Origin of the sequence: Novosphingobium sp. 18050 (genome assembly GCF_902706195.1) — a bacterium.
GTDB lineage: Bacteria > Pseudomonadota > Alphaproteobacteria > Sphingomonadales > Sphingomonadaceae > Novosphingobium.
This window is the reverse complement of the sequence record NZ_CACSJO010000036.1, coordinates 1-21,225: the sequence shown is the minus strand read 5'-3', so window position 1 is coordinate 21,225 and position 21,225 is coordinate 1. Positions and strand designations below refer to the sequence as shown.

The 21,225-nt window shown below is 64.1% G+C and carries 25 protein-coding genes and 1 pseudogene; 4 read left to right on the top strand and 22 right to left on the bottom strand.

Translation table 11 applies throughout. The features are described from left to right. Nucleotides 1–13 precede the first annotated feature (13 nt). The 3 genes from GVL61_RS22140 to GVL61_RS22130 are packed head-to-tail and all read right to left on the bottom strand — an operon-like array spanning nt 14 to nt 1,103. Entirely contained in the window at nt 14–331 is a 318-nt protein-coding gene (locus tag GVL61_RS22140; protein ID WP_159983026.1) for an integration host factor subunit alpha, read from the bottom strand. A 51-nt stretch (nt 332–382) separates the two neighbouring features. Next, nucleotides 383–577 (bottom strand): hypothetical protein, encoded by a 195-nt coding sequence (locus GVL61_RS22135; RefSeq protein WP_159983024.1) that lies wholly within the window; start codon nt 575–577, stop codon nt 383–385. A 37-nt stretch (nt 578–614) separates the two neighbouring features. After that, nucleotides 615–1,103 carry a hypothetical protein gene (locus tag GVL61_RS22130; protein WP_159983022.1) on the bottom strand — a complete coding sequence of 163 codons (489 nt, stop codon included), beginning with the start codon at nt 1,101–1,103 and terminating at the stop codon, nt 615–617. Between the two features lie 99 nt (nt 1,104–1,202). Between GVL61_RS22130 and GVL61_RS25320 the strand changes: the two are divergent. From GVL61_RS25320 to GVL61_RS22120, 3 genes and pseudogenes are all read left to right on the top strand, one after another. Next, a pseudogene (locus tag GVL61_RS25320) lies at nt 1,203–1,856 on the top strand (transposase); the annotation flags it as partial. A gap of 122 nt (nt 1,857–1,978) precedes the next feature. Continuing rightward, nucleotides 1,979–2,377 (top strand): transposase, encoded by a 399-nt coding sequence (locus tag GVL61_RS25315; RefSeq protein WP_255456523.1) that lies wholly within the window; start codon nt 1,979–1,981, stop codon nt 2,375–2,377. After that, entirely contained in the window at nt 2,370–2,567 is a 198-nt protein-coding gene (locus GVL61_RS22120) for a hypothetical protein (RefSeq protein ID WP_159983020.1), read from the top strand. Before GVL61_RS25315 ends, GVL61_RS22120 begins: the two co-directional genes overlap by 8 nt. Before the next feature lie 423 nt (nt 2,568–2,990). On the opposite strand, the gene GVL61_RS22115 is transcribed toward GVL61_RS22120, so the two are convergent. From GVL61_RS22115 to GVL61_RS22080, 8 genes are read right to left on the bottom strand one after another with little or no spacing between them, the layout of a single operon-like run. Then, a complete protein-coding gene (locus GVL61_RS22115; protein ID WP_159983018.1) occupies nt 2,991–3,434 on the bottom strand; it encodes a hypothetical protein in 444 nt (147 codons plus the stop codon). 31 nt (nt 3,435–3,465) lie between these two features. Beyond that, complete coding sequence (locus tag GVL61_RS22110) at nt 3,466–4,236, bottom strand: CsgG/HfaB family protein (RefSeq protein WP_159983016.1); 771 nt, start codon at nt 4,234–4,236, stop codon at nt 3,466–3,468. Between the two features lie 34 nt (nt 4,237–4,270). Continuing rightward, complete coding sequence (locus tag GVL61_RS22105; protein WP_159983014.1) at nt 4,271–5,074, bottom strand: hypothetical protein; 804 nt, start codon at nt 5,072–5,074, stop codon at nt 4,271–4,273. Beyond that, nucleotides 5,064–5,591, bottom strand: coding sequence for a DUF2726 domain-containing protein (locus tag GVL61_RS22100; protein ID WP_159983012.1), 528 nt, complete (start codon nt 5,589–5,591; stop codon nt 5,064–5,066). Before GVL61_RS22100 ends, GVL61_RS22105 begins: the two co-directional genes overlap by 11 nt. Continuing rightward, the gene (locus tag GVL61_RS22095; protein ID WP_159983010.1) at nt 5,584–5,919 is read right to left on the bottom strand and encodes a hypothetical protein; all 336 of its coding nucleotides are present in this window, start codon (nt 5,917–5,919) and stop codon (nt 5,584–5,586) included. The genes GVL61_RS22100 and GVL61_RS22095 overlap by 8 nt, the downstream gene beginning before the upstream one ends. A gap of 11 nt (nt 5,920–5,930) precedes the next feature. Next, nucleotides 5,931–8,960, bottom strand: a complete 3,030-nt coding sequence (gene mobF, locus GVL61_RS22090; protein WP_159983008.1) for a MobF family relaxase — start codon at nt 8,958–8,960, stop codon at nt 5,931–5,933. 3 nt (nt 8,961–8,963) lie between these two features. Continuing rightward, nucleotides 8,964–11,387: a type IV secretion system DNA-binding domain-containing protein gene (locus tag GVL61_RS22085; RefSeq protein WP_159983006.1), complete on the bottom strand. Its 2,424-nt coding sequence runs from the start codon at nt 11,385–11,387 to the stop codon at nt 8,964–8,966. Beyond that, complete coding sequence (locus tag GVL61_RS22080) at nt 11,380–11,676, bottom strand: hypothetical protein (RefSeq protein WP_159983004.1); 297 nt, start codon at nt 11,674–11,676, stop codon at nt 11,380–11,382. The genes GVL61_RS22085 and GVL61_RS22080 overlap by 8 nt, the downstream gene beginning before the upstream one ends. Before the next feature lie 532 nt (nt 11,677–12,208). Between GVL61_RS22080 and GVL61_RS22075 the strand changes: the two genes are divergently transcribed. After that, nucleotides 12,209–12,466, top strand: coding sequence for a hypothetical protein (locus tag GVL61_RS22075; RefSeq protein WP_159983002.1), 258 nt, complete (start codon nt 12,209–12,211; stop codon nt 12,464–12,466). A gap of 98 nt (nt 12,467–12,564) precedes the next feature. Here the strand turns inward: GVL61_RS22075 and GVL61_RS22070 are convergent, their stop codons facing one another. From GVL61_RS22070 to GVL61_RS22025, 11 genes are all read right to left on the bottom strand, one after another. Beyond that, on the bottom strand, nt 12,565–13,128 hold the full coding sequence (locus GVL61_RS22070) for a hypothetical protein (protein WP_159983000.1): 564 nt from the start codon (nt 13,126–13,128) through the stop codon (nt 12,565–12,567). 1,595 nt (nt 13,129–14,723) lie between these two features. After that, nucleotides 14,724–14,858, bottom strand: a complete 135-nt coding sequence (locus GVL61_RS25310) for a hypothetical protein (RefSeq protein ID WP_255456522.1) — start codon at nt 14,856–14,858, stop codon at nt 14,724–14,726. Nucleotides 14,859–15,251: 393 nt separating this feature from the next. Next, nucleotides 15,252–15,551: a hypothetical protein gene (locus GVL61_RS22065; protein ID WP_159982998.1), complete on the bottom strand. Its 300-nt coding sequence runs from the start codon at nt 15,549–15,551 to the stop codon at nt 15,252–15,254. 334 nt (nt 15,552–15,885) lie between these two features. After that, nucleotides 15,886–16,881 (bottom strand): DUF2493 domain-containing protein, encoded by a 996-nt coding sequence (locus tag GVL61_RS22060; protein WP_159982996.1) that lies wholly within the window; start codon nt 16,879–16,881, stop codon nt 15,886–15,888. A 464-nt stretch (nt 16,882–17,345) separates the two neighbouring features. Further along, on the bottom strand, nt 17,346–17,789 hold the full coding sequence (locus tag GVL61_RS22055) for a hypothetical protein (protein ID WP_159982994.1): 444 nt from the start codon (nt 17,787–17,789) through the stop codon (nt 17,346–17,348). A gap of 91 nt (nt 17,790–17,880) precedes the next feature. Next, the gene (locus GVL61_RS22050) at nt 17,881–18,147 is read right to left on the bottom strand and encodes a hypothetical protein (protein ID WP_159982992.1); all 267 of its coding nucleotides are present in this window, start codon (nt 18,145–18,147) and stop codon (nt 17,881–17,883) included. A gap of 64 nt (nt 18,148–18,211) precedes the next feature. Then, complete coding sequence (locus GVL61_RS22045; protein ID WP_007688513.1) at nt 18,212–18,547, bottom strand: single-stranded DNA-binding protein; 336 nt, start codon at nt 18,545–18,547, stop codon at nt 18,212–18,214. Between the two features lie 595 nt (nt 18,548–19,142). After that, on the bottom strand, nt 19,143–19,610 hold the full coding sequence (locus GVL61_RS22040) for a type II toxin-antitoxin system PemK/MazF family toxin (protein WP_159982990.1): 468 nt from the start codon (nt 19,608–19,610) through the stop codon (nt 19,143–19,145). After that, nucleotides 19,528–19,803 carry a type II toxin-antitoxin system Phd/YefM family antitoxin gene (locus GVL61_RS22035; RefSeq protein ID WP_159982988.1) on the bottom strand — a complete coding sequence of 92 codons (276 nt, stop codon included), beginning with the start codon at nt 19,801–19,803 and terminating at the stop codon, nt 19,528–19,530. Before GVL61_RS22035 ends, GVL61_RS22040 begins: the two co-directional genes overlap by 83 nt. A 460-nt stretch (nt 19,804–20,263) precedes the next feature. Continuing rightward, nucleotides 20,264–20,599 (bottom strand): hypothetical protein, encoded by a 336-nt coding sequence (locus tag GVL61_RS22030; RefSeq protein ID WP_159982986.1) that lies wholly within the window; start codon nt 20,597–20,599, stop codon nt 20,264–20,266. A gap of 61 nt (nt 20,600–20,660) precedes the next feature. Beyond that, nucleotides 20,661–21,170, bottom strand: coding sequence for a DUF736 domain-containing protein (locus tag GVL61_RS22025; RefSeq protein WP_235037846.1), 510 nt, complete (start codon nt 21,168–21,170; stop codon nt 20,661–20,663). Nucleotides 21,171–21,225: the final 55 nt, after the last annotated feature.

Here is a 21,225-nt window from a genome sequence, read left to right as displayed (position 1 = left end):
GCGTCGCCAGCACCTACGCCCGTTGTGACCCGCTTCCGTTTGCAATCTGATCCTTCAGTTGCTGGCTCGCCCTGAACGTCAGCACCCGCCGCGGCGAGATGGGAGCTTCCTCGCCCGTCTTGGGATTACGACCAACCCGCGCATCCTTGTCGCGAAGCAGGAACGTGCCAAAGCCGGTAATCTTGACGTTCTCGCCGCGCTCCAGGGCAGAGCCCATCTTCTCCATGATCGCCTCGACCATCGCTGCAGAGCCCGTCAGGGATATGCCGAGCGCGCGATGGATGGCGCCGGCAATCTCGGCCTTCGTCAACGTATGGCTCGACTTGCCCAAATCCAGTCCTTTCAATGTGGTAGGCGAACCATAGCACAAGCAAACGGTTCGTCACGAGCGGCAACAATCCCGGCGTTGGGCGAGCGACAGACGTGCGGCGGTCAGACTGATGAACAGATACGTGAACGCCATGCCGGCGATGAAACACATCACCGCCCCGGCTCGCCCGTATTCGACGAAGCCCGCATATGGGGCCACGACCATGAACACTATGGCCGCAAGCAGCTGGACCAGCTCAAGCGTCATCGCCTGATCCAGCAATTCTTGTTGCCTGCGGCGCTGGTCAGGCGAAACGTGGCGCACCTGCCCTGCCCCAGGCTCCTGCGCGCGCCGTACCGCCTGTCCGGGCTTGGTATTCCCGCTGGAACTCCCGACTCCGGCGGCGCGCAGCGCTTTTCGCCATCTCGCGGTCGACCGCTTTCGTGTACCGCAGATTGCGATAGGCGGCGTCGTACTGGCGCCACCACCCTGCCCGGTACACTTCCCCGCCAAACTCCACCTCATCCGCTGGATCATCCAGCAGCTGCACCTCGATCCGCGTGCGGATCAGCGCATTGTCGCGGAGGTTTCGGATTTGATGCCGCGTCAGGTCGAGTGATGCCGCGATTTGCATGGTGGGCTTCGACGAGCAGCCGATCCCGAACGACAGTCTCACGATACGCTCCTGACGGGGCGTGCAGACCTGAAGCAACCGCCCCAGCAGCTCCCGATCCTCGATCCATCCGAATGCGTCACCGCCCGCGGTTGTGTAACCAGAGGTATGGAAATTCATTCGGGTCGGGACCGTTAAGCCGGTGCCGGGGCATGCCCCGGCACCGGCTGCCCATCTTCAGCATTCCATGGAGTCACTACCCAACCATGGAGCAGACGAATGGACAAACGCGACGATACAGCGATCGAGGCAGTTCTGGAACAGTTGATCGAACACGGCCCCGAAGGGATTGCGGCCGTGTTCGCGCGCACCTTCGAGATGGCGATGCGCATCGAGCGTGAACGCTTTCTGGGCGCGCAGCGCTATGAGCGAACGCCCGACCGGCGTGGCTATGCGAACGGCTACAAGCCCAAGCGGATCGATACGCCAGCGGGCACGGTGCACGTGGCAGTCCCCAAGACCGCCGGTCATGACGGGCAGCCTTACTACCCGCAATCGCTGGAGCGTGGGTGCCGCTCCGTGCGCGCGGTCATACTGGCGGTGGCGGAGATGTACGTGAAGGGTGTTTCCACCCGACAGACCGAGGCGGTGCTGCGCGAATTTGGCATCGAGGGAATGTCCTCTTCGCAGGTCAGCCGCGCTGCGGCCCTGCTTGACGAGGAGCTGGAGGCGTGGCGGACCCGGCCACTGGGCGAGATCCGTTACCTCATCCTCGACGCGCGGTAGGAGAAAATGCGCCAGGGTGGCGTTGTGCGCGATGCTGCGGTATTCTCTGCGATCGGGATCGGATCTGACGAGCGCCGCCGGGTGCTCGGTGTCAGCGTCGCCCTGTCGGAGGCTGAGGTCCACTGGCGCGGCTTCCTCGATGACCTGGTCGCCCGCGGCATGCAAGGCGTCGAATTCATCGTGTCGGATGATCATGCAGGCCTGCTCGCCGGGCGGTCCTCGGGTCGGCCACCTGGCAGCGCTGCCAGTTCCACCTCGCCGCCAATGCTATCCATCACGCCCCCAACGTCGCCATCCGCGCTCGCATCGGCTCAGAGCTGCGTAGCGTCTGGAACGCCGGCTCGCTGGCAAAGGCACAGGCCGCGCTCGACGAGCTCGTCGCGGGCTACTGCAAAACCGCGCCCAAGCTCGCCGACTGGCTCGAAAACGCCATCCCCGAGGGCCTGGCGGTCTTCGCCCTGCCTGAGCACCACCGCCGGCGACTGCGCACCTCAAACCCGATCGAGCGCGCCGTCCAGCAGGAACTCAAGCGCCGCACCGTCAAGGTCAGGGTCTTCCCCAACGACGAGGCGCTCCTGCGCCTCGTCTCCGCCGTTCTCGTCGAAATCGACGAAACATGGGCTTGCGACAACAAGGCCTACATCAAATGGGAATGCCGGGATGCGTGACCCCTACCCGATGCAATTTCCATACGTGGGGTTGCTCAATCCCGCCCGCGACGCCCAGGACTTCGTCCAGGGACACGACCTCAACATCATCGCTGGGATCAAAAACCTGCGGCATCACTCGATAATCTACATCGATGCCAGCGTTTCAAGCTGCAATTCGCCCGCGCTACACGGGGTCGGCTGCGGATGAGGGCGAAATGACACCCAAAGCGAATGGTCGGGATTGGGGAGAGCGGCCCTCGCCGCTCGCCCTGTGTTCCTACCCAGCCCCTTTACCACGGTCGCGTTCGGCAATCACCGCAATAGGCGGCGACGCAACGCAATCCACTGTTTGAAACTCAAGTGTGAATGACCGAACGTCTTCACTGAGAAGGAGGAGCGCTGCGTCCCTACGCTCTGCTCCCAGGTGATGACAGCACGCCGGGAGTAACCGATTGCTGCGCCAAACTGTTCTAAGGTCTGACCTGCTTGGCGACGGACCGCCCTGATCCGCGCGCCGATAGTCGCCTCATCGCTCAATTTACGATCCTTCTGTCTATACTCGATTGTTTCCACGATCGGCCCTCAGCGCTCTGGCAACCTCAGTGGCTCAAGCCTGCGCATCAGATTTCAGCTACTGGATTGAGGACGTGCGACCGGTGTTGAGGTCCCGCTCAGCCTCTCCGCTTATGATGTGGTCAGCTACAGCGGCTATGGTCTCCGGATTGCATCTGTCCCTTGGCCAGCGAAAAGCGAGTTCCCGCCCATCGTCGGCCTGTGTTGTAAATGTGATGAACTCGGGGAGGTCGTCATCGCGCCAGTTGCCTTCTCTGGCCCGATCAGCCTCTAATTGGGTGGAAAGGTCCGCGGGCACGCGAATGCTGAGGTGGTGCGCAAGTGCGACCACCACGCCGGGACCGGGGTGTTCTGCGAAGCGTTTGCCAGTCGCGAAGATCAGCGGGAGGTCAGATCCCACGTCTCCATACTGCAGGAAGAAGGATCCCATCCCTGGGTCCCAGCCAACTACCGTGACATAACGGTCATGGTCGTCCTTAGGAAAAAAGCTGTAACGGCTCATAGCGTTTGTCTCTCCTAGGCGGTTAGCGAAGTTACTGTTGTGCAGGCTGCAATCGGCTGCGTGCGTCGGTGGCGATCTTCCGATATGCATCGAGCATAGCTAGTGAGGTGATCTTGCCGATATCGGTCGATGTGTAGGCACCGCCAAGCGCACCGACGCCGATGTCAAGGAGCAGCCCTCCGCCTACAAGGCTAACGTCCTTCTTGCGCGCAGACCCAGTCGACACTGCCCGCTGTACACCCGTTTTCACCTCGACCAGCGAGAGCATGATCTGGCTCTCCAGCGTCTTGGTCTTGAGGCCGATCGCCGAGCCGAAGGCTCCGCCGACACCGCCGCCACCGCCCCTGCTGTTGGCATCCGAGTAGAGCACCTGAGCCTGCAGCAGATAGTCGGCGGCCGTGAGCGTCGCGCCGGTAAGCGCCTGCCCATTGGCAACGGAGCCGCCGGCAGCCAATGCACGTTCCCGCTGCAGGGCGTCGAAGCCGCCCCCGCGTTCAACGACGAGGAAGCAGTTCGATCGTGCGGCCATCAACTTGAGCAGCGGCAGGGGATCGACCTTGGCGGTCGAACCGCCGTTCTGGCGCTCTGCCATCTGCACGAGCGCGCGCATTCCCGGTGGTAGCTGGTCATCGACGCTCGGCGCTTTGTCCTCGATCAGCGCTACAGTGCCGAGCGGCTGCGCGCATTGCGGCAGCTGCGAGTTCTCATCGACGCCCGTGCCACCCTGCCCCAACTTCTGAGCCAGGGCGGGCGATGTGATGCAGGCGGCGATTGCGGCGGCGAGCAGGTAAGTCTTCTTCATCAGGTTTCTCCAAGCATGTGTAGATTGAGGGCTGTTAGAAGGTCGGATCGACCCAGCGATTGACGGTGTGCAGGTTGCCATCGACGCGACGCCTGAGGTCGATCCTGTGGCCCATTGTCGTGAAGTCCATCTTTGCAACGGCGTCCTCGGTCACCGTGTTGACGCCAAAGAACTCGTCGTCGCCGTGCCAGGTGCGGCCCTCGATCAATCGGAGCATCCACATGCCTCGGGGCACATCGACGCTCGCGGAGTCATTCTCACCCACGTAGGCGGCAAAGATCGGCCTCGACTGTTGGTCGAGTAGCTGGACCACGACCTTGCGATCGCCCGAGATGATCCCGAGACGGCGGGTCTCACTCGACGCATAGGCGCGGCGCACCTTGAACTCGCCGCTCTCCGGGAACGGCTCGGACAGTCCCAGCTCCGGGAGGAAGTCCCAGCGCTTGGCATCGGTGTACATCCGGACGCCGTAGGTCAGCAGGATCAGAGGCAGGATGAGTTTGCCGGCCCAGGACAGCTTCGCCTTTCGCGCTCTGGCCCGCGATCGTACCTGCGCACGCTTGGGTCGCCAGCGGTTCTTCTGGTAGTCGAAGCCCTGGTTTTTCGGCTCGAACCATGGCCCGCCACGGGCAGTGCCCTTTGGCCGGTCCTTGTACCCAGGGTTCTTCATCTCGAACTCCTTGCCCGGATCTTTTCCGATCCAACTGGCAGACCCGAGCGGAACGCCGTCGTCTCGCTCGACGCGGCTTTTCCTGTCATTCCAGCTTGTTTTGGTGCCGTCCAAGCCGCGGCGCTTGCGATAGCGCTCCCGCATGTAGTCGCGATCATCAAGGCCCATAGCGCACCTGCCAAGGTAGGAGTTCGGGTTGTTGTTCGAAGGCGCGCCGAAGGTGGCGGTGGACGCTTTCCCGAGTAGGCTGTTCGGACGCCGGCAGTCGCAGCGTCGCATAGCCTGCAGCTGCCATCATGCGATCACGCTGGGCATCCTGTTCGGGTCGATGATATCGATCGTCCAGCTCGATAAGCAGGACCACCTTTCCCGTTCCCTTGTCCTCGACGACAAAGTCCACGCGCTTGCTGGAGAATCTGTTCCGGACGGTGGTGGCCTGTGACCGGCTCAGGCCCTTCTTGGGAGCCAGGATCGCGCCCATCGAGACCTGGGCGTGGATCCTCGCCCATGGGAGCGCCGCCTCAAGATACGTGATCGTTCTCCGCTCCATGTTCGTCATCAATTGCGCCGCCCTCACGTCGAGGGTGGGACCCGAAGGCCGGCCGAGCCATTCCTTGATGAGCACGGCAAGAACGACGACGATCAAAAGGGGCGGCAGGATATGCAGGACGCTGGAGCTAGCCATCGAACAGCCCTCCGTGCGGAGGACGCCTGGCCGCTGAAGCCCGCACCTTCATTCTGGTACGATGGTATCTCAGGCATATTCCGAACACCTTGACGAAGGTCACAGCGATCCTTCCGACCAGCGCGGCAACGAACAGGGCGACGCCGATCGCGGCAACATCCGCCAGAACTTGCTGGCGTGCATTGGCGGCCGCCAGTTCCTGACATCTAGGAGTAACCTGGGCCTGCTGCCCGCACGCCAGTGGCCGATCGATGGTGATGGCTTTCGCAACATCCTGAAGCCCGGTTTGCTGGACGACGGAGGCCACGACAGTGGCCGGTTCGGTCATGTGTTCGCTCCTCATCGGCTGCGTTCAATGTTGCGTTCGGGTAGGTCGACTTCCTTCGCCGGTGGCGGCATCGTTGGCTCCTTGGCCGGCGCTGAGGCATCGATTGCGGCCGTCGGAAAGGCCGCTTTGGCGGCGCCCCCAACAAGGATGTCCGCTGGGATGGTCGGGCTGAAAGTCCCTGCCTTCGCGGGGTCAAGGCTTCGCCCGGTGTCGATTTGCTTTTCGCCGATCGTCTCGAGTGCGCTCGGTTTATCGCCCGGATTGTGGGTGATGGTCTGGAGGACCTGATCCTTGTCGTTGGTGAAGATCTCGATGTCGAACCGCACGCGCGTCAGCATCACGTAGGTCAGGCGCTGGGTGGCGAGGTTTTGCTCGGCCGAGTGCATTGCGCCGATGCCCTTGTCGGTTGTCATGCCCTGTGCCTGGTGCATGTTGATGGCATAGGAGAGCCCAAGTCGCTCGAGCATCTTGTCACCTTGCTGGAGCTCGAGCACCTCGCCCTTGGAGTTCTCGATTTTCACGCCTTGCTCGCTGACAGACAGAACCCGCGCGTGATCGGAATTGTCCAGGTTTCGGGCTTTGTCAGTATCGGTCCAACGGATCTTGTCGCCCTCGTGAAGGGTCGTATCCATCTTTTCGGACAGCTTCAGGGAATCCTTCTTGTCGTCCGGATGGATCCGCTGCGGGTTGAACTTAATCTCCTTTCCCCGCTCGTTGCGCACGACGACGCGACCCTTCGTGTCGGCGCCGAGCACCTCGTAGCGTCCACGCGCTAGGTTCACTTCAGGCGAGTTGCGGGCAACGTCGAGAACTTGTCCCGCGCTGTACGTTTGGACGTAGCGCATGTCCTCGCGAACGGTGTTCACCAGCTGAAGCGTGGTGAGACTGAGCCCCGGGCCCTTGATCGTTCCTTCCTGCTTGAGGCCCTCCTGTACGAGCCTGTTGAGCGTGGTGCGCGATGCTCGACCCGAGGCGTAGATGGCGGTGGTATCTCGTTCTTCTGCCGGAAGGCTGAGCCACTTCTCCGCTGCCATCTCCAGGTAGTCGTTCCCATGGGACTGAACCCGGTCCCCCAACACGTCGAAGGCTTCTCGGAAGTTGCCCGCCCGGCTGAGCGCGGCGACCTGCTGCATGTGCTCGGTTTTCTGGCGCTGGCTGATGTCGAGCTTTGCCATCGCGGGTTGGTGGCTTTGCACGAGCTTGAAGGCTTTGCCTGCATCGATGGACTGCAGCTGCTTGAAATCGCCGATCATGATGAGGCGATCGACCTTCAGGTTGTTGGCGATGGTCACGAGGTTGTTCATGGCGTCGTTCGCCACCAGCGAGGATTCGTCCAGGACGATCACCTTGCCGGCCAACGCGGCGCTGGAGGCATCGAACGCCGGTCCGCTCCCCGCAAGCGCCCCTCGCAGATGCGCGTTCACGAAGCTCGATACAGTCTGAGTCTCGATCTTTGCCTCATCGCGCAGCATGCCGACCATCTTGTTGGCGAAGGCGAGGCCGAGGGTTTCCCGGCCCTCCTGCGCGGCAAGCTCCTTGATCGATTGGACCAGTGTAGTCTTGCCGGCGCCGGCGACCCCCTGGATGACGGCGATGCGGTCGGAGGTGGACAGCGCGAGCGTGGCGGCGGCGAGCTGCTCGCCGTTCAGCTGATGCTCGCCGCCCGTTTCCTTCAGGCGCTCGGCAACTTGCGCACCAGGCACGATCGGCGTGGATGCCTCGCGGCCCTTGTCGATACCGGAAAGAAGTTGCCTCTCCTGGGCAACATGTTCCGGGGTAGTGACATGGGTGAACACACCGTCGAGCCGATCGGTGGCGCCTTCGATGAGCTGCCCACCCTCCATAAGCGCCGAGACACGCTTCTCGGCTCCCTCGATGGTCACTCCGGCAAGGCCAAGGTTCAATGCGGTCTTGTAGATATCGGTCAGCGAGAATGCCGCCTCGCGCTGACCGAGGATACGGACGGCCGATCCCACGGCCAGCTCCGTCCGCAGCTCTGTCGGTGTTAGCGCGATCCGTGCGAGGCCGTTCGTTGTCAGATTGTCGGAAGGCCGAAGATATTCACCGATGACGCCCGGTAAGCTGGTGAGGATATCCGCCACCCTGCTGGCGAAACCAATCGGCTGATCGCGATCGTTCGCCGTGGGGCCGCCGCTGCGGCCAAGCGCCTCGGCGAGCAGTTCCCTGCCATCGAAACCCAGCGCGACAGAGCGGGCAATCCATGTCTCGCCCAGCTTCGCGCGGTCCTCCACCTCAATCTTTGCATCACGCGTGTTGACCACCACCCGGTCGCGACCCTGGGGTGTCGAGATCCCGATCTCGTTGGCCTTCTCCACGATCTCCTCGCGGCGCTTGCTGAACTCCTGGATGACTTCCTTCGGAACGCCCTTGATCTCGAAGGTGCCGTGTTTTCCGGTCAACTGGGTCTCATATCCGAGCTTTGCGAGCTCTTGCCGAAACGCGGCATGGTATGCCGAGCCGATCGTGGTGTTGTTTCGCCAAAGTTCGTGATTGCGCAAAGCCTGCCACTTACCCGCGGCCGTCCGCGTGATCGCCGCAACAACCACATGGATATGCCCTTGCGGATCCAGCTTGCGGCTCGTGTCGTGCTCGAACAGCGCGTAGACCAGGTTGCCGGTCCTGACCGGTTCTCCCGTCTTGCTGCGACTGTAATCCCGCGCTTCTGCCATGGTCTTCTCGACCCAACTCATGGTCGCCTTGACCGCGGTCATGTGGGCTTCGAGGACCCGCTTGTCGCCAGCGACATACGCCATCACGCTGGCAGACTTCGGCATCGAGAAGGTCATGTCGATGCCAGTCGTTCTCTTGGCCGACTGGTTGACAGTCGTGCCATCAGGCAGCTTGCCGTTCAGGATGTTCTCGAAGTCGTCCTTACCGACATCGCCCGACAGTCCGAGCTCCTCCGCGCCCTTGCCACCCCACCCTGTCGCTTCGGAGGAATGCTCGGCGGTGTAGTAGTCATCCTTGGCGAAGTAGCTTGCGGCTCCCCCTGCGGAGCGCACCGATGCGATGGAGTGCATGGGCTACATCTCCATTCCGAAATCATCGCCAGCGTCCTTGTCGTGTTTATGCTCCTCTTCCTCGATACCGATGCCCTGGCGTTCCTCTCTCGCAATCAGGCTTTCCTGGTCCTGTTTGGGCACGCCGGGGCGATCGGTCTCCTTGCGCTGATCGGACTTCTGCAGCCGCTGCGCATCGGTGCTCCCGGGCTGAGCGCGCTCCGCTTCCTTGCGATCGTCGCCGGTTCCAATCTGAGGAGGGATCCCAGACAACCAGGTCTTGGCGCTGGGCGCGAGTTGCGGCGATGGATCGCTTGCGGGGCTCGGTTGCTGCGGCGCGTTGGGCTCGGTCGGCGGGGAGGGAAACGCCTGCCTGAGGGCCTCCGCGTTAAGCTCGGCTTCTGAACGTATCTCACCGGTAATCGGATCATGCTCTGGCTGCCGTTCCCCCAGGTGCAGCACCTCGTTCGGCTTGTTGTCCGGAGTGTCGGTCTCGCGCCCTTCTTCGCCCTTGGTGCCCTCGTCGGATTCCTCCGGCGGCGTGTACTCGGAGGCGCGCATGGTGGTCACGCGTTCGAAGCCCTTGGCGACTTCCGGATACGGCTGCCACTTGAGCTGGATCTGCGCCGCCGGGAAACCGTCAGGGAACTTCACAAACCCGTGCAGCGCCGGCAGCTCCTTGATGTCATCGGGCATGACAAGGTGCTGCACTTCCTTGCGCGGCGTGATCGTGGAAGCGTCACGCGAGTTGTTGTAGCCGTAGCTGTAGGCCTCATCCATCTGGCGGACCTCGCGGCTGCCGATGAAGTCCGAGCAGCGCTTGGCGGTCTCGATATCCGAGGTGGTCAGGATGAGTTTGGTTCGAGCCAGCGAACCAAGGTTGATGGCGCCGTTCTCGCCATAGGTTTCGGCCAGCTTACCGAATGAGTGGATGCCCAGGACGAAGGCTCCGCCGACCGCACGCGCGGTCTGCAGACCATGCTCAATCGCCGGTAGCCGGTGGAGCGCATGGACCTCGTCGAGGAGGAACCAGGTGCGCAGGTTGCGCGTGCGACCGATCCGGAACAAGGCGTTCACAGCAAGGTCCATCCAGAGCGTCAGCAGGGGCCTGTTCAGCACCAGGTCTGGATGGGTGGAGGTGATGAACAGGATCGCCCCCTCGTCGCCTTCCTGAGCCATCCAGCGGTTGATGGAGAACCCTTCTTCGCCCGGCGCCGGATCGGGCAGGAAGCGCAGGGCATTGGCGTGCGTGTTGAAGGTCGCGCGGATCGACTCCGCCATCTTTGCAGCCTGGGTCGCGACCAGCGGTGCGGCGACGGTGTTCTCGAGCTCTTCGCTGATCTTTTTGAGGTCCGCCTGCATCAGGTGGTAGGCAAGAGCGCCATTGCTGGTGGCGCCCTTCTGGATGAGCTTCATGCACATCTCGACGAAGAGCGTCCGGGCCGCTTTCTGCCAGAAGTCGTCCTCGGAGTTATGGCCGCCCGGAACGAGGGCCTCCGCAGCAGAAAGAAACTCAGCGTAGTTGTCGCAATCAGAGAAAATCGTCCAAGGCTTGCAGCGCTTGTCCATCGTGTTGAGGATGGTGTCGGTCTCGGGGTTGTAGAAGCTCTCCACGAAGCTGCCGGTGAGATCGAAGATGACGCAGCGGTGGCCGCGCGCACGGGCCTGTGTGACCAGCTTCTTGAGCTCCGTGGTCTTGCCGGCGCCGGTGGTGCCGATGAACATCATGTGGCTCTGCTCGAGGCGCCACGGCACCGGGATGGTCGCGAGCCGATAGGGCACGTGGAAGTCGTTCTGGATGCGCTTGCGGATAGGTAGCTTCAACACCTTGGCCGGTGAGACCGGCGGCGTCCGTTCGGCACATTCCTTGTGGAACTCCTCGCGGTTGTGACGCCCGATTTCTTCGGTCAGCTGCTCGCGCGAGATCAACAGCGCGCCACGTTCGTGGCGCTCCTTCAGGATCTCTTTTCCGCGCTTCTTGGAGTAGTCGATGAACCACAGCGTGAGCGGCGCACAGATGAACACAGCCCCCAACGCCGAAGCCAGTAACAGACGCATGAACTTGTCCCAGGCCGCGACCACCGCTGAATGGAAAGGCACCCAGGACATCTGCCCCACCACGACCGAACTATCGGGCAGCGTGAGGTTCACCTGCTTGTGTGGATTGAGCGCCACCCAATTCCACACTTCCGCATAAATCTTCATCAGCACGAGCTGGACCTCGTGCTCCTGGAAGTAGAAGAACGAGACGGTCGAAAGGAGGATGGCGGAAGCGCCAAGCCACGTCATTATCGGCACCCGGACACCGGCCCAGGTCATCATTAGCTCATGCGAGAAGAGCTGCGATCCACGCGTGAAATTGCCGGAGTTTCGGACCACCTTTCCGCGCGCGGAATGGTGCTCGATCGTGGCCGCTTTCTTGCTGAAGCGAATGTCCTGGTTAGACATGGTACGTCTCCACGTTGGTGGAGGCCGCCTTGACCAGCATGTCGACGTCGCCAGGGTTCGTTTCGGATGCCTTTCTCAGGCAGTCGATGACGAGGATCTCGAGCCCGGTGAGAAGCCGCTCGATGTTGATAGATTTCGATTTGAGAACGAGCGGCGCGGCAACCTGAATGAGGTGCCTGATGGCTTCGGAGCGATCGCAGCACCGCATCGACGCCACGTCATCAACGAGGCGCAGCAACTCCGGCGTCAGACGGACACCCAGCTGCTGAGTTCCAGATACTTGTTTCATTGAAGCTCCAAACAATGTTGGAGCTTGGTTCGGCTATCGCAGCAACGGTTCTACCGAGGGCAATTCGGGCTGTCTACTGGCTTTCCGATACCGTGCGATATCAGCATAACCGCTTGTTATATCGCGATAATCGCCGGTTAGATTTGGCGTGGTATCACCCGATACCGCTGGTATCGGGTGATACCGGTGGAGCATCAAATACTTAACACGCGGCTTGCCGCATAGGGTGTGCAAAAAATAGGGACTGATCGGCCTTCCTGTCTCTAGTCGTTGCTTGGGTGGTTCCTGGGAAGAGGATCGGAGTCCCGTGAGGGACAGTTCGGTCGATAGACCGCATTGGATGAAGTCGCCTTCTAGGTTGAAGTGGGACATCTAGCCTGGCTCGTCGACGCCAATTGCATTCGGTGACGGGCATGGCCGGGCCCAGTGCTGTGCCAGCGCCGAGGTAATATGGTGGCTCGCCACATTGCGAAATCGTGATAGAAACCATCGCGAGGACTCCACTTGTTCGGAGATGATTATGGCAGGGAAATTGGACAAGGAACGTGAGGCGATCGCAGCCGCGGAACGCGAGCTGGTGGAACGTCGAAACCGGCTCGTTGAGATGGAGCGCGAGGAGCGGGAAAAGGAGCTCCAGAGGCTTGTGAAAAAGCTGACGATTGAGTCCGCGATCGCGATCCTGACGCGGGCCGTAGATCTCAAACCGAAGGCAGCGCTTGAGGCGCTGCAGGCGGTCGGAGAAAAGGCGGTTGGCAAACCGCAGAGCGAGAAGGCTTTGGAGCCAGCGTAAGGGGCCTTGCGATTGGGCGAAATCGCGAGAGCAGCTTGCAAAAAAGGGCGCTGGAGCTTGCTCCGGCGCCCTTTTCAGTGTGCGGCTTGGGAGGAGGCTTAGGCCCAGGCCAGGTGTGGGAATTGCTCCCCGCAATCGATGTACGAGAGGCGCGAAAGGTACTCGTACGTGTTCGCAAGGCCGTGTCGCCTGAAGCGGTGGTAGGTCGCCGGATTGCTCAACTTGGAACGAAGTGCATCGAGCGGGATCTGGGTGGAGGTAACCGGATCAAGATCGAGGCACTCGAATACATGGCCTGCCTGATTGCGCGTCACCGCGATCTCTGGTGAGAGGGCGATGTGTTCGCTGACTTCGAGGAGGGCGTCGCAATTGCGGGCAGCCCGGCTGACCCGGATCGACCTTCCGAGAAATTGGGCTTCCTCAACGATCGCGAGAAGGTCGAGGCGATCACGGAAGAGAGCGGCAAATTGGGCGATCGCGAGTCCGTTGGCATTGGCCTCGAAGTTGTAGGCGGTGCCGTCGTGTTCGCCATCATCGAGGATGGGGGAAACGCCTGCGCCCTGAAGGATCGAGCGCAAGTTGGCGAGCTCGCGAGCGTTCAGCGGCGCCGGCTTCGAAAGGAGCTTCGTGCGCGTGTCGACAATACGGAAGAAGGTCAGCATGTCTCTCTCCATCTGAAGGACTGCTTCCCTCCCTCCCCATCCTCTTTCGGCTCCGGGATCGCGCCGCGAAGGCGAGCCGGGGCGATGCGCCAGGGCCGCGTAGGCGGGCCGGGGCAAGCCCATCGGCGATGCTGTGACCCGGCAAGGCGGACCGCGTGAAGCGAGACGGCCGTAGGGCCGGCAGCGAGCAAGGGACCGCCGCGCCGGCCACCGCCCTCGCCACGCGCGGGCGACCTCTCGACGAGCACACCGCAGGCGAGCCGGGGCAAGCCCGTCGGCGGTGCCGTGATCCGGCGCAGGCGGACCGCGCGAAGCGAGACGGCCGTAGGGCCGGCAGCGAGCAAGGGACCGCCGCGCCGGCCACCGCCCTCGCCGCGCGCGGGCGACCTCTCGACGAGCACACCGCAGGCGAGCCGGGGCGATGCACCTGGGCCGCGTATGCGGGCCGGGGCAAGCCCGTCGGCGATGCCGTGATCCGGCGCTGGCGGACCGCGCGAAGCGAGACGGCCGAAGGGCCGGCAGCGAGCAAGGGACCGCCACGCCGGCCACCGCCCTCGCCGCGCGCGGGCGACCTCTCGACGAGCACACCGCAGGCGAGCCGGGGCGATGCACCGGGACCGCGTAGGCGGGCCGGGGCAAGCCCATCGGCGGTGCCGTGATCCGGCAAGGCGGACCGCGCGAAGCGAGACGGCCGCAGGGCCGTCAGCGAGCAAGGGACCGCCGCGCCGGCCACCGCCCTCGCCGCGCGCGGGCGACCTCTCCACGAGCGCACCGCAGGCGAGCCGGGGCGATGCACCTGGGCCGCGTATGCGGGCCGGGGCAAGCCCATCGGCGATGCCGTGATCCGGCGCAGGCGGACCGCGCGAAGCGAGACGGCCGCAGGGCCGTCAGCGAGCAAGGGACCGCCGCGCCGGTCGCCGCCCTCGCCGCGCGCGTGCGACCTCTCCCCGGGCGCAACGCAGGCGAGCCGGGGCGATGCACCGGGACCGCGTATGCGGGCCGGGGCAAGCCCATCGGCGATGCCGTGACCCGGCGCAGGCGGACCGCGCGAAGCGAGACGGCCGTAGGGCCGGCAGCGAGCAAGGGACCGCCGCGCCGGCCACCGCCCTCGCCGCGCGCGGGCGACCTCTCGACGAGCACACCGCAGGCGAGCCGGGGCGATGCACCTGGGCCGCGTATGCGGGCCGGGGCAAGCCCGTCGGCGATGCCGTGATCCGGCGCTGGCGGACCGCGCGAAGCGAGACGGCCGAAGGGCCGGCAGCGAGCAAGGGACCGCCACGCCGGCCACCGCCCTCGCCACGCGCGGGCGACCTCTCGACGAGCACACCGCAGGCGAGCCGGGGCGATGCACCGGGACCGCGTAGGCGGGCCGGGGCAAGCCCATCGGCGGTGCCGTGATCCGGCAAGGCGGACCGCGCGAAGCGAGACGGCCGCAGGGCCGGCAGCGAGCGAGGGACCGCCGCGCCGGCCACCGCCCTCGCCACGCGCGGGCGACCTCTCCACGGGCAGGACGACGCAGGCGATCGGGCTGTCCGCGACGGCCGCTTCGAATGGCTAGCAGGGGCCGCGTTACTCCGGCCCCTGCCTCCTGGCGCTCAGTCGTCGTTGATGTCGAGGTCCTCTTCGCCCTCGTAGTCGCAGTCGGCCCACCAGCAGCTGGTGAGCGTGTGCCCTTCGGCGACGTCCGGGTCGGCGGCGGTGAGATGGTCGGTGTTGATGTCCTGCGGCATGTGTAATCTCCTCGTTCTGACGGCGATCGGCGGTCATGTGACCGGGCTCGGGTCAAGGACACGGGCGAAGTCCGTGCCGCGTAGCGGGGATCGGGGGAGCCGATTTTCTTGTCGCGTCAGCGGCGGGAAAATTGGGGGTACCGATCATCCTTGAGGCGAACCGCAGCGCATGACACGATTGGACGACCGGGAGAGGGATGCCCCCTATCGGCGAGGCGGGAGCTATCCGCTTACGGGCCCGGCAAGGCGTAGCGACGTGCAGGCCGGAGGGCCTGTGCGGATGCGAGCGAGCAGGGCCTGGTCACCGCGCGGGCCGCCATGCGAGAAGGGGCCGCCCGGCTGCCCGAACGACCCCTCGCGAGATGGTACTGTTGGAGGGCCGAAGCCCCCCGGTTATTTGATGAACTGGAAGTATGCGGTGAGGATGCCGCCGGTGGCCACCGCAGCCGCCATGAGCGAGCCTTGCACGACGATGTACCACTTGAGCCCGTCGATCGAGGTCTGGACGCCCTTGAGCCCGCTTTCGAGCTTGGCTTCGAGGATGGCCTGCATCGCGGTCAGGCGCTGGTCGTAGTGCTTGATGGCTTCAGCGACGGCCATGTCGATGTGCTCCTCGAAGGCGTGCACCACCTTCTCGGCAGCGTCGTCGGAGATATTAGCGTTCTTCAGCGCTTTGAACAACGTGATGTGCATGATCGTTCCTCCTTTGTCTTGATGACGGGAGTGATCGGGTCGGCTGCGCTGGATGGTGTCACAGGACCGCGCAACGGCCGCGTGAGCGGCGGTAGGGGTAACGATTTTCCGCAGGAAAATGGTGGGACCCTGCCGTCCTTGAGACCGTCCGGCGCGGCCGACACACTGGGACGACTAGAGAGATCCCTTTCCCCACCCCTCGGCGGGGCGGGAGATCTGCCGGGCGGGCACCTCGCAATCGCGGCGACGGGGCTCGATGCCCCTGAGCCGCGCTGTAGCGCGACAAAAAGAAGGAGGGAGGCCCGGGCGGATGCCCGAGCCTCCCGATGGGCGCTTATGCCCGCTGGGTGGACTGTGCGGCGCGTTGGTCGGTGAGGCGGCGGATGTGCAGCGGTACCCCGGCCTGGCGCAGGCGCTGCGCGAGGTTGGACTGGATGCCCGAGCCCTCGCAGACGATGGCCTCGATCGGCCGCAGCTTGACCAGGTTCTCGTTGCGCAGGAAGGGTGCGCGGTTGCCGTGTGCGCGGTTGGGGATGAAGCTGATCGCCTTGACCTTACGCGACTGTGCCCAGGAGGTGGCGATGGCGTCGACCCCCTTGCGCATCCCGGTCGTTGCCAGGACCATCTCGGGGACCCGGGCCTTGATGTCGTCGAGGATGTCCCAGAGCATCTCGTGGTCGTGCCAGACCTGGCCGCCCGACACGACCACCATCGGGCCGGTCGGCGCGTGCTCCTCGTTACGCTGGCGGTTGCGTGCGGCGAGGAAGTCGCGGGCAGCGATCTGCGAGGCGGTGACCCCGTTACGGGCGACCTGCGAGCCGCGCGTGGCGGTAAAGGGCTTGCCGGTTTCGACCCGGTACACTTCCGAGGCGTGGTCGCGCATGGCTTCCAGAGCCTCGCGGCATCCCTGCAGGGTCTGGCAGAGCAGCTGCATCTCCTCGAGCTCGACGGCGTGGATCTCCGAGGGCTCGTAGTTGCGGGCGAGTTCCCCCAGCTGCTTGGCGGCGTCGTCCTCGCGGCCCTCGGCGAGGCGGGCGGTCATGTGGAAGGAGTTGACGAAGCCCCAGACGATCTGCTGCGCGAACTCCTCCATGCGGGTGTCGCGGAAGACGTCGAAGATCGTGCCGACGGCCAGTTCCACCGCCGCGCGGGCCATGTCGGGATCCGGCATCTCGGTCGCGATCGGCTCGTCCATGATGCTCAGCTTGGCGAGTTCCGAGTGCTCGATGAAGGCGCCGTCGTAGCTGTGCTCGTGAGCTTCATCAGCGCGGGCGATGCGGTCAGCGGCAAGGTTGGCGGCGAGATCGGCGAAGTTGTTGAACTTGGTCATGATAAACCTCCATTTTTCTGTCATCCTCTTGATGACCCCCATCATCAGGCACCGGGGATCAGGAGGTCAGGGACGGCCGCAGGCCGCCGCGCAGCGGGCCGTGGGGGAGCCGATTTTCTCGGCATCCTGGAGCGCAGCGGAGGGGTGTCGTGAAAATTGGGGGAACCGCGGATCCTTGACGGACGCCAAGCCCCGTGTGCCAAACTTGGCCTACAGTGTGAGAATATATTAGAATTGTGCTCTCCCCGCGCCCTTCGGCGTGAGGGTTCCGATAACGCTGTCCTGGGTGGGCGCGGCCACCTCCCGCAAGGGATCGTGACCCGTCAGGGCCGAGACCCGCGCAGCGGGGCTTGGCGGAGCTTGGGCTTTGAGCGCGCCGGCGACTGCCGGCAATGCGATGAAGCCCTAGCGGAGTAGAGTCCGGTCCCGCCTGCGGGATGCGGCCTGCCGGTGTCTCTTACCGTTTAATGGATGCTGTGTGGGTCCGGTTTGGGCTCGAGGTAAAACTCGAAGTTCTCGATAAGGAGGGCTTCGTGCTTCGGCGCCGGAACGGCGTCGAAGCTGAAGGTTTTCCGATGGCTGGACGTGATGAGCGCCAGCAGCGCGCGCATGGCCAAGTCGGAGATGCGGATACGGCAGCCCGCCTGACTAGAGCGTTCCTCTTCGGTTTTCGGGAGCGTCAGCATGCGATCGTGCTCTGACGGCTCGATATCGTCGGGCCGGGTGAAGAAGGTGATGCTGATCGGGAAGGTGGTCTGGAGATCGGGCGAACGGCCTTGCATGAGGACCTCGACCCATTCGCCGGCATTTGCGGTGTAGTCCACCTCAAGCCTGACGACGAGGTCGGGATCGATGATCTTCACTTCGACTTCGTCGCGCGTGCGGTCGTTATCGGCGGCCGTGGTCACGGCATTCTCCCTGCTTTTATGCGGAAAGGATAACAGCAGGGAGCGCCAAGGCGAAGCCCTGGCGCTAATTCTCCTGAGTCAAAACAAGTTGTTACGCGGCGAGGCGCAAGTCCGAGGAGATCGACGATCCGAGAGCTTCCATTTCGGCGAGGTGGCTGATGTAGAGATGACCCCAGGCGAGGTCCTCGTTGATCTGTTCGTCGTCGGCGAAGATTCGGGACAGTTGGTCACGCCCAAGCAGGTCCAGGTCGAGGGTTTCGAGCAGCTGGTCGCGGCGATCGGAGTAGCGTTCGAGATCCTGGAGGCGCTCCGCGGCGCGGCCGAGGTCGCGGGTTGCGGTGATGGCGAAGTCCTTCATGGCCGGTAACTCCTGCGGTGATCCAAAGAGAGAGGGCGGCGCCTTGCGCCGCCCTTGCTGGGGTTCAGAGGAACTCGATGTCTTCGGCGATGATCTCGCAGCCGTAGCGGGTCTGGCCTTCGTTGTCGGTCCAGCGGGTGTAGTGGATGCGGCCGGTCACCGCGAGCAGGTCGCCCTTCACCTTGTGGCTGCGGACACCCATGCCCTTGCCGTTGAAGATGGTGATCTTGTGGAACTCGGCGTCCTTGAGCGGGTAGCCGGTTTCGGGGTCCTTCTCGACCTTGCCGTCGCGGATGCGGGGGCGTTCGGTTACGAGGGTGAGTTCGGTGATGCGGGTGTCGCCGCGATCGCGAGCGATGGGGTCCTTGGCAAGGCGACCGACCAGGTTGACGTTGTTCATTTTGCTAAGCCTCCAGTTGAACCGGTGGTTCGTCCGCCGGTGCCCCTGATGAGCCCACGGGCGGGGTCCGGCCCACCGGAGCGCAGCGGAGGGGAACCCCTAAGGACCGGGGTGGTGCGGGCAGCCCGCGGTACGCGGGCAACACGGCCCGGTTCGCCGGGGTTGGGCAGGTCCCCGAACGGGGGCAAGGGGCACTACCGAGGCGGTCGGATCACCGGGTCTCTCTGGGGGCTGACCTCGCAAAAGAGCGACGTCGTTCGGCTCGCCGGTTCAGCGCAAGGTCCCGTCGCTTGTGATCGCCTCTCGTGACAGCCAGCGTCATCGGGCTTGCCCGGCGCGGGTTGATCGAATGCCCTCGCGCGTCGGCATCAACCGAGAAGCTCGGATCGGCCTGAGCAAGGGCGCGGGGTTGCGCGCGCACCAGCTCGGCATGGGCAGTTTGCATCCACGATCGAGGGGGCCGCGGTGATCGGCCGTTTCCACGCTCCTGGACATCGGAAACATCGCCGGAGCCCGTGCGGCCGGGATTGCCGAGGCGTCGCGCTCTAACCCCGGCTAGGCGGTGCCCGCAGCGTTCCTCGCGGTGACTGTGCTTTCAGGCCGTCCTATGGACGGGTCGAACACTCGCGGCGACGATCTTGTCGAGCACGGACCGCCACAGGCGCTCCGGCACCTTACCAAGATGGGGTGTGCCATCTGTGCCTGGCCGCACATCGCTGCTGACCCAGCTGAACTCGTTCAGATCAGTCCACACGATGCGGCTGCGTCCGTCCAGTCGCAGGTGGCGGGACACGGCGGCGGGCACCTCGACGGTCGTCTCAGGCGCGTAGTCGCGGGTCGTGAACGGCGCCGTGATGACCCGTAGCGCTCCCCGGCTCTCGTACGTGGCAACGACCAGACAGGGGCGCACCTTCTTGCCATCTTCGAGACCGCGCGCGTGCTCGGCGCGCCATAGGTACTCGTAAAGGAGGACGTCGGCGTTAGCCGGCGTCGTCCATAAGGTGGTTGAGGTCGAAGGCCTCGCGGGGGGCTTCGGCGGATCGGATGGCTCGGTAGGCGTCATCGCTCAACTCCTGGGGAGTGAGGGCGACGTGATCCAGGCGCGTCAGTCGTTCGTACTCGGATGCCGGCATCATCACCACGCGCGCAGCGCCGTTGCGCTCGATCGCGATGGGATGTGTCATTGCCTCATCGTAGTAGAAGCCGAACCGCTTCGAAACTTCCGTCGATCTCACTTTTTCGATTGCAAGGCTCATATGCGGTTCCCTTCATGCGCTTACCGGTGGCCAGGCTGACGATGTTTGCCCTCCGTCCCACGAGGGTCGGGACCCGTTCCGGTCCTCAATCTGGGTTTGGCCTTCTCAACCACGTTACCGGGGAACTCCGTAAAATCCGGACTATGGACTAGACTCCGTATAGCCCGGCATGTGCTGATGTGCAAGGCGGCCGGCTGCCTCGAGGAAGAACGCAGACGGACGAGTGTCGCACATAGAAAGACCCGCCGCTCCGGCGGGGAAACCGGAGGGCGGGCCTTTCCGCCGACGCAGGGGGCTTACGCCGGCTAGGTGAAGCGCTTGGTCTGTCGGATCGAACTCGCGCTTCTGGAGCTAGTCGCGATCCTCATTCCCGTTTCACGCCCCGGGACGGTGGGCATTCATCAGCACCGCTGATGAGCCGGCGAAGGTCTGTCGCGCCTTCGTATGCGATAGCGGCGGTTTACGCCGTTATTGCGGTCACCCCATCGGAATGCGGCGCGCCGTCGTTGAGCTCCGCCGCCTCGGGACAGATAACGCCCAGGTCCATCTTCTGAGCGAGGTTGGACAGATCGCGATGGGCCCGCACCAGTTCGGAGCGGGCGCCGACAAGGGCGCGCTGCACGTTGGCGACCCGCGCCAATGGCTGCTGCAAGGTATGCGCTTCCACGCCGCTAGCGACGCGCGCGCGCGCCACTTCGGCCAGCAACTCACCGGATTTGGCGAGAAGGTTGTCGAGTTCGGTCTCGAGAGCGGTGACGCTGCGGGCAATCCGCATTCCTGCGACGGTTGGTGTCATTCAAGGTACTCCGTACAAGGTTTGCGCCGGGCGTGATTGCCCGGCGCAGGGTGGTTGAAGGTCAGGCGGTTTCGGGCTCCTTCTGCTGCTTGCCACGAGCGGGCGTCTTGGGAGCGGGTGCAGTGCTGTCGCCGAGGCCATCGCCGGCAGCGGGGGTCTGGCCGCCGGCGTGCTCGTCCTCGGGACCTGCAGGCGGCATCGGCGGAAGGGCGCTGTCGCTGCCCATGGCGGGCATCTCGCGCTTGCGCTGCGGGCGCCGCCAGCTGACGTTGTAGCTGCCGTCCTCCTGCCGGAAGAGTGCCACATCCAGAGGCTTCTCCAGCGCGGGATCGTCGAGCCGGCCCGAGTAGAAGCTCTCGCCCGAGCCGGTGGCCGAATATTCCCACAGCGCGCCGATCTTCACCCAGGTGCGACGATCGGCCGAAAGGCCCATCACGTCGAAGGCGGGTGCCTTCTCGTTGTTCGAGGCGACCTCGCGCAGCGCCACGACTGCGTTGAAGCCCAGCGTCACGATGCGACCAACCGGGGTGCCCTGCTCGTTCAGCTTCAGATTGCCAATGTTCATGCTCATGCCACTTCTCCAGATGCGCCCGAACCCATTGTCCGGACCCCCATCCTCCTTCCCC

Excerpts from the sequence above, each read along its gene's own strand:
- GVL61_RS22135 (WP_159983024.1), bottom strand. The coding sequence starts at position 577 with ATGACGCTTGAGCTGGTCCAGCTGCTTGCGGCCATAGTGTTCATGGTC.
- GVL61_RS22130 (WP_159983022.1), bottom strand. The coding sequence starts at position 1,103 with ATGAATTTCCATACCTCTGGTTACACAACCGCGGGCGGTGACGCATTC.
- GVL61_RS22120 (WP_159983020.1), top strand. The coding sequence starts at position 2,370 with ATGCGTGACCCCTACCCGATGCAATTTCCATACGTGGGGTTGCTCAAT.
- GVL61_RS22115 (WP_159983018.1), bottom strand. The coding sequence starts at position 3,434 with ATGAGCCGTTACAGCTTTTTTCCTAAGGACGACCATGACCGTTATGTC.
- GVL61_RS22110 (WP_159983016.1), bottom strand. The coding sequence starts at position 4,236 with ATGAAGAAGACTTACCTGCTCGCCGCCGCAATCGCCGCCTGCATCACA.
- GVL61_RS22105 (WP_159983014.1), bottom strand. The coding sequence starts at position 5,074 with ATGGGCCTTGATGATCGCGACTACATGCGGGAGCGCTATCGCAAGCGC.
- GVL61_RS22100 (WP_159983012.1), bottom strand. The coding sequence starts at position 5,591 with ATGGCTAGCTCCAGCGTCCTGCATATCCTGCCGCCCCTTTTGATCGTC.
- GVL61_RS22095 (WP_159983010.1), bottom strand. The coding sequence starts at position 5,919 with ATGACCGAACCGGCCACTGTCGTGGCCTCCGTCGTCCAGCAAACCGGG.
- mobF (WP_159983008.1), bottom strand. The coding sequence starts at position 8,960 with ATGCACTCCATCGCATCGGTGCGCTCCGCAGGGGGAGCCGCAAGCTAC.
- GVL61_RS22085 (WP_159983006.1), bottom strand. The coding sequence starts at position 11,387 with ATGTCTAACCAGGACATTCGCTTCAGCAAGAAAGCGGCCACGATCGAG.
- GVL61_RS22080 (WP_159983004.1), bottom strand. The coding sequence starts at position 11,676 with ATGAAACAAGTATCTGGAACTCAGCAGCTGGGTGTCCGTCTGACGCCG.
- GVL61_RS22070 (WP_159983000.1), bottom strand. The coding sequence starts at position 13,128 with ATGCTGACCTTCTTCCGTATTGTCGACACGCGCACGAAGCTCCTTTCG.
- GVL61_RS25310 (WP_255456522.1), bottom strand. The coding sequence starts at position 14,858 with ATGCCGCAGGACATCAACACCGACCATCTCACCGCCGCCGACCCGGAC.
- GVL61_RS22065 (WP_159982998.1), bottom strand. The coding sequence starts at position 15,551 with ATGCACATCACGTTGTTCAAAGCGCTGAAGAACGCTAATATCTCCGAC.
- GVL61_RS22060 (WP_159982996.1), bottom strand. The coding sequence starts at position 16,881 with ATGACCAAGTTCAACAACTTCGCCGATCTCGCCGCCAACCTTGCCGCT.
- GVL61_RS22050 (WP_159982992.1), bottom strand. The coding sequence starts at position 18,147 with ATGAAGGACTTCGCCATCACCGCAACCCGCGACCTCGGCCGCGCCGCG.
- GVL61_RS22045 (WP_007688513.1), bottom strand. The coding sequence starts at position 18,547 with ATGAACAACGTCAACCTGGTCGGTCGCCTTGCCAAGGACCCCATCGCT.
- GVL61_RS22040 (WP_159982990.1), bottom strand. The coding sequence starts at position 19,610 with ATGACGCCTACCGAGCCATCCGATCCGCCGAAGCCCCCCGCGAGGCCT.
- GVL61_RS22035 (WP_159982988.1), bottom strand. The coding sequence starts at position 19,803 with ATGAGCCTTGCAATCGAAAAAGTGAGATCGACGGAAGTTTCGAAGCGG.
- GVL61_RS22030 (WP_159982986.1), bottom strand. The coding sequence starts at position 20,599 with ATGACACCAACCGTCGCAGGAATGCGGATTGCCCGCAGCGTCACCGCT.
- GVL61_RS22025 (WP_235037846.1), bottom strand. The coding sequence starts at position 21,170 with ATGAGCATGAACATTGGCAATCTGAAGCTGAACGAGCAGGGCACCCCG.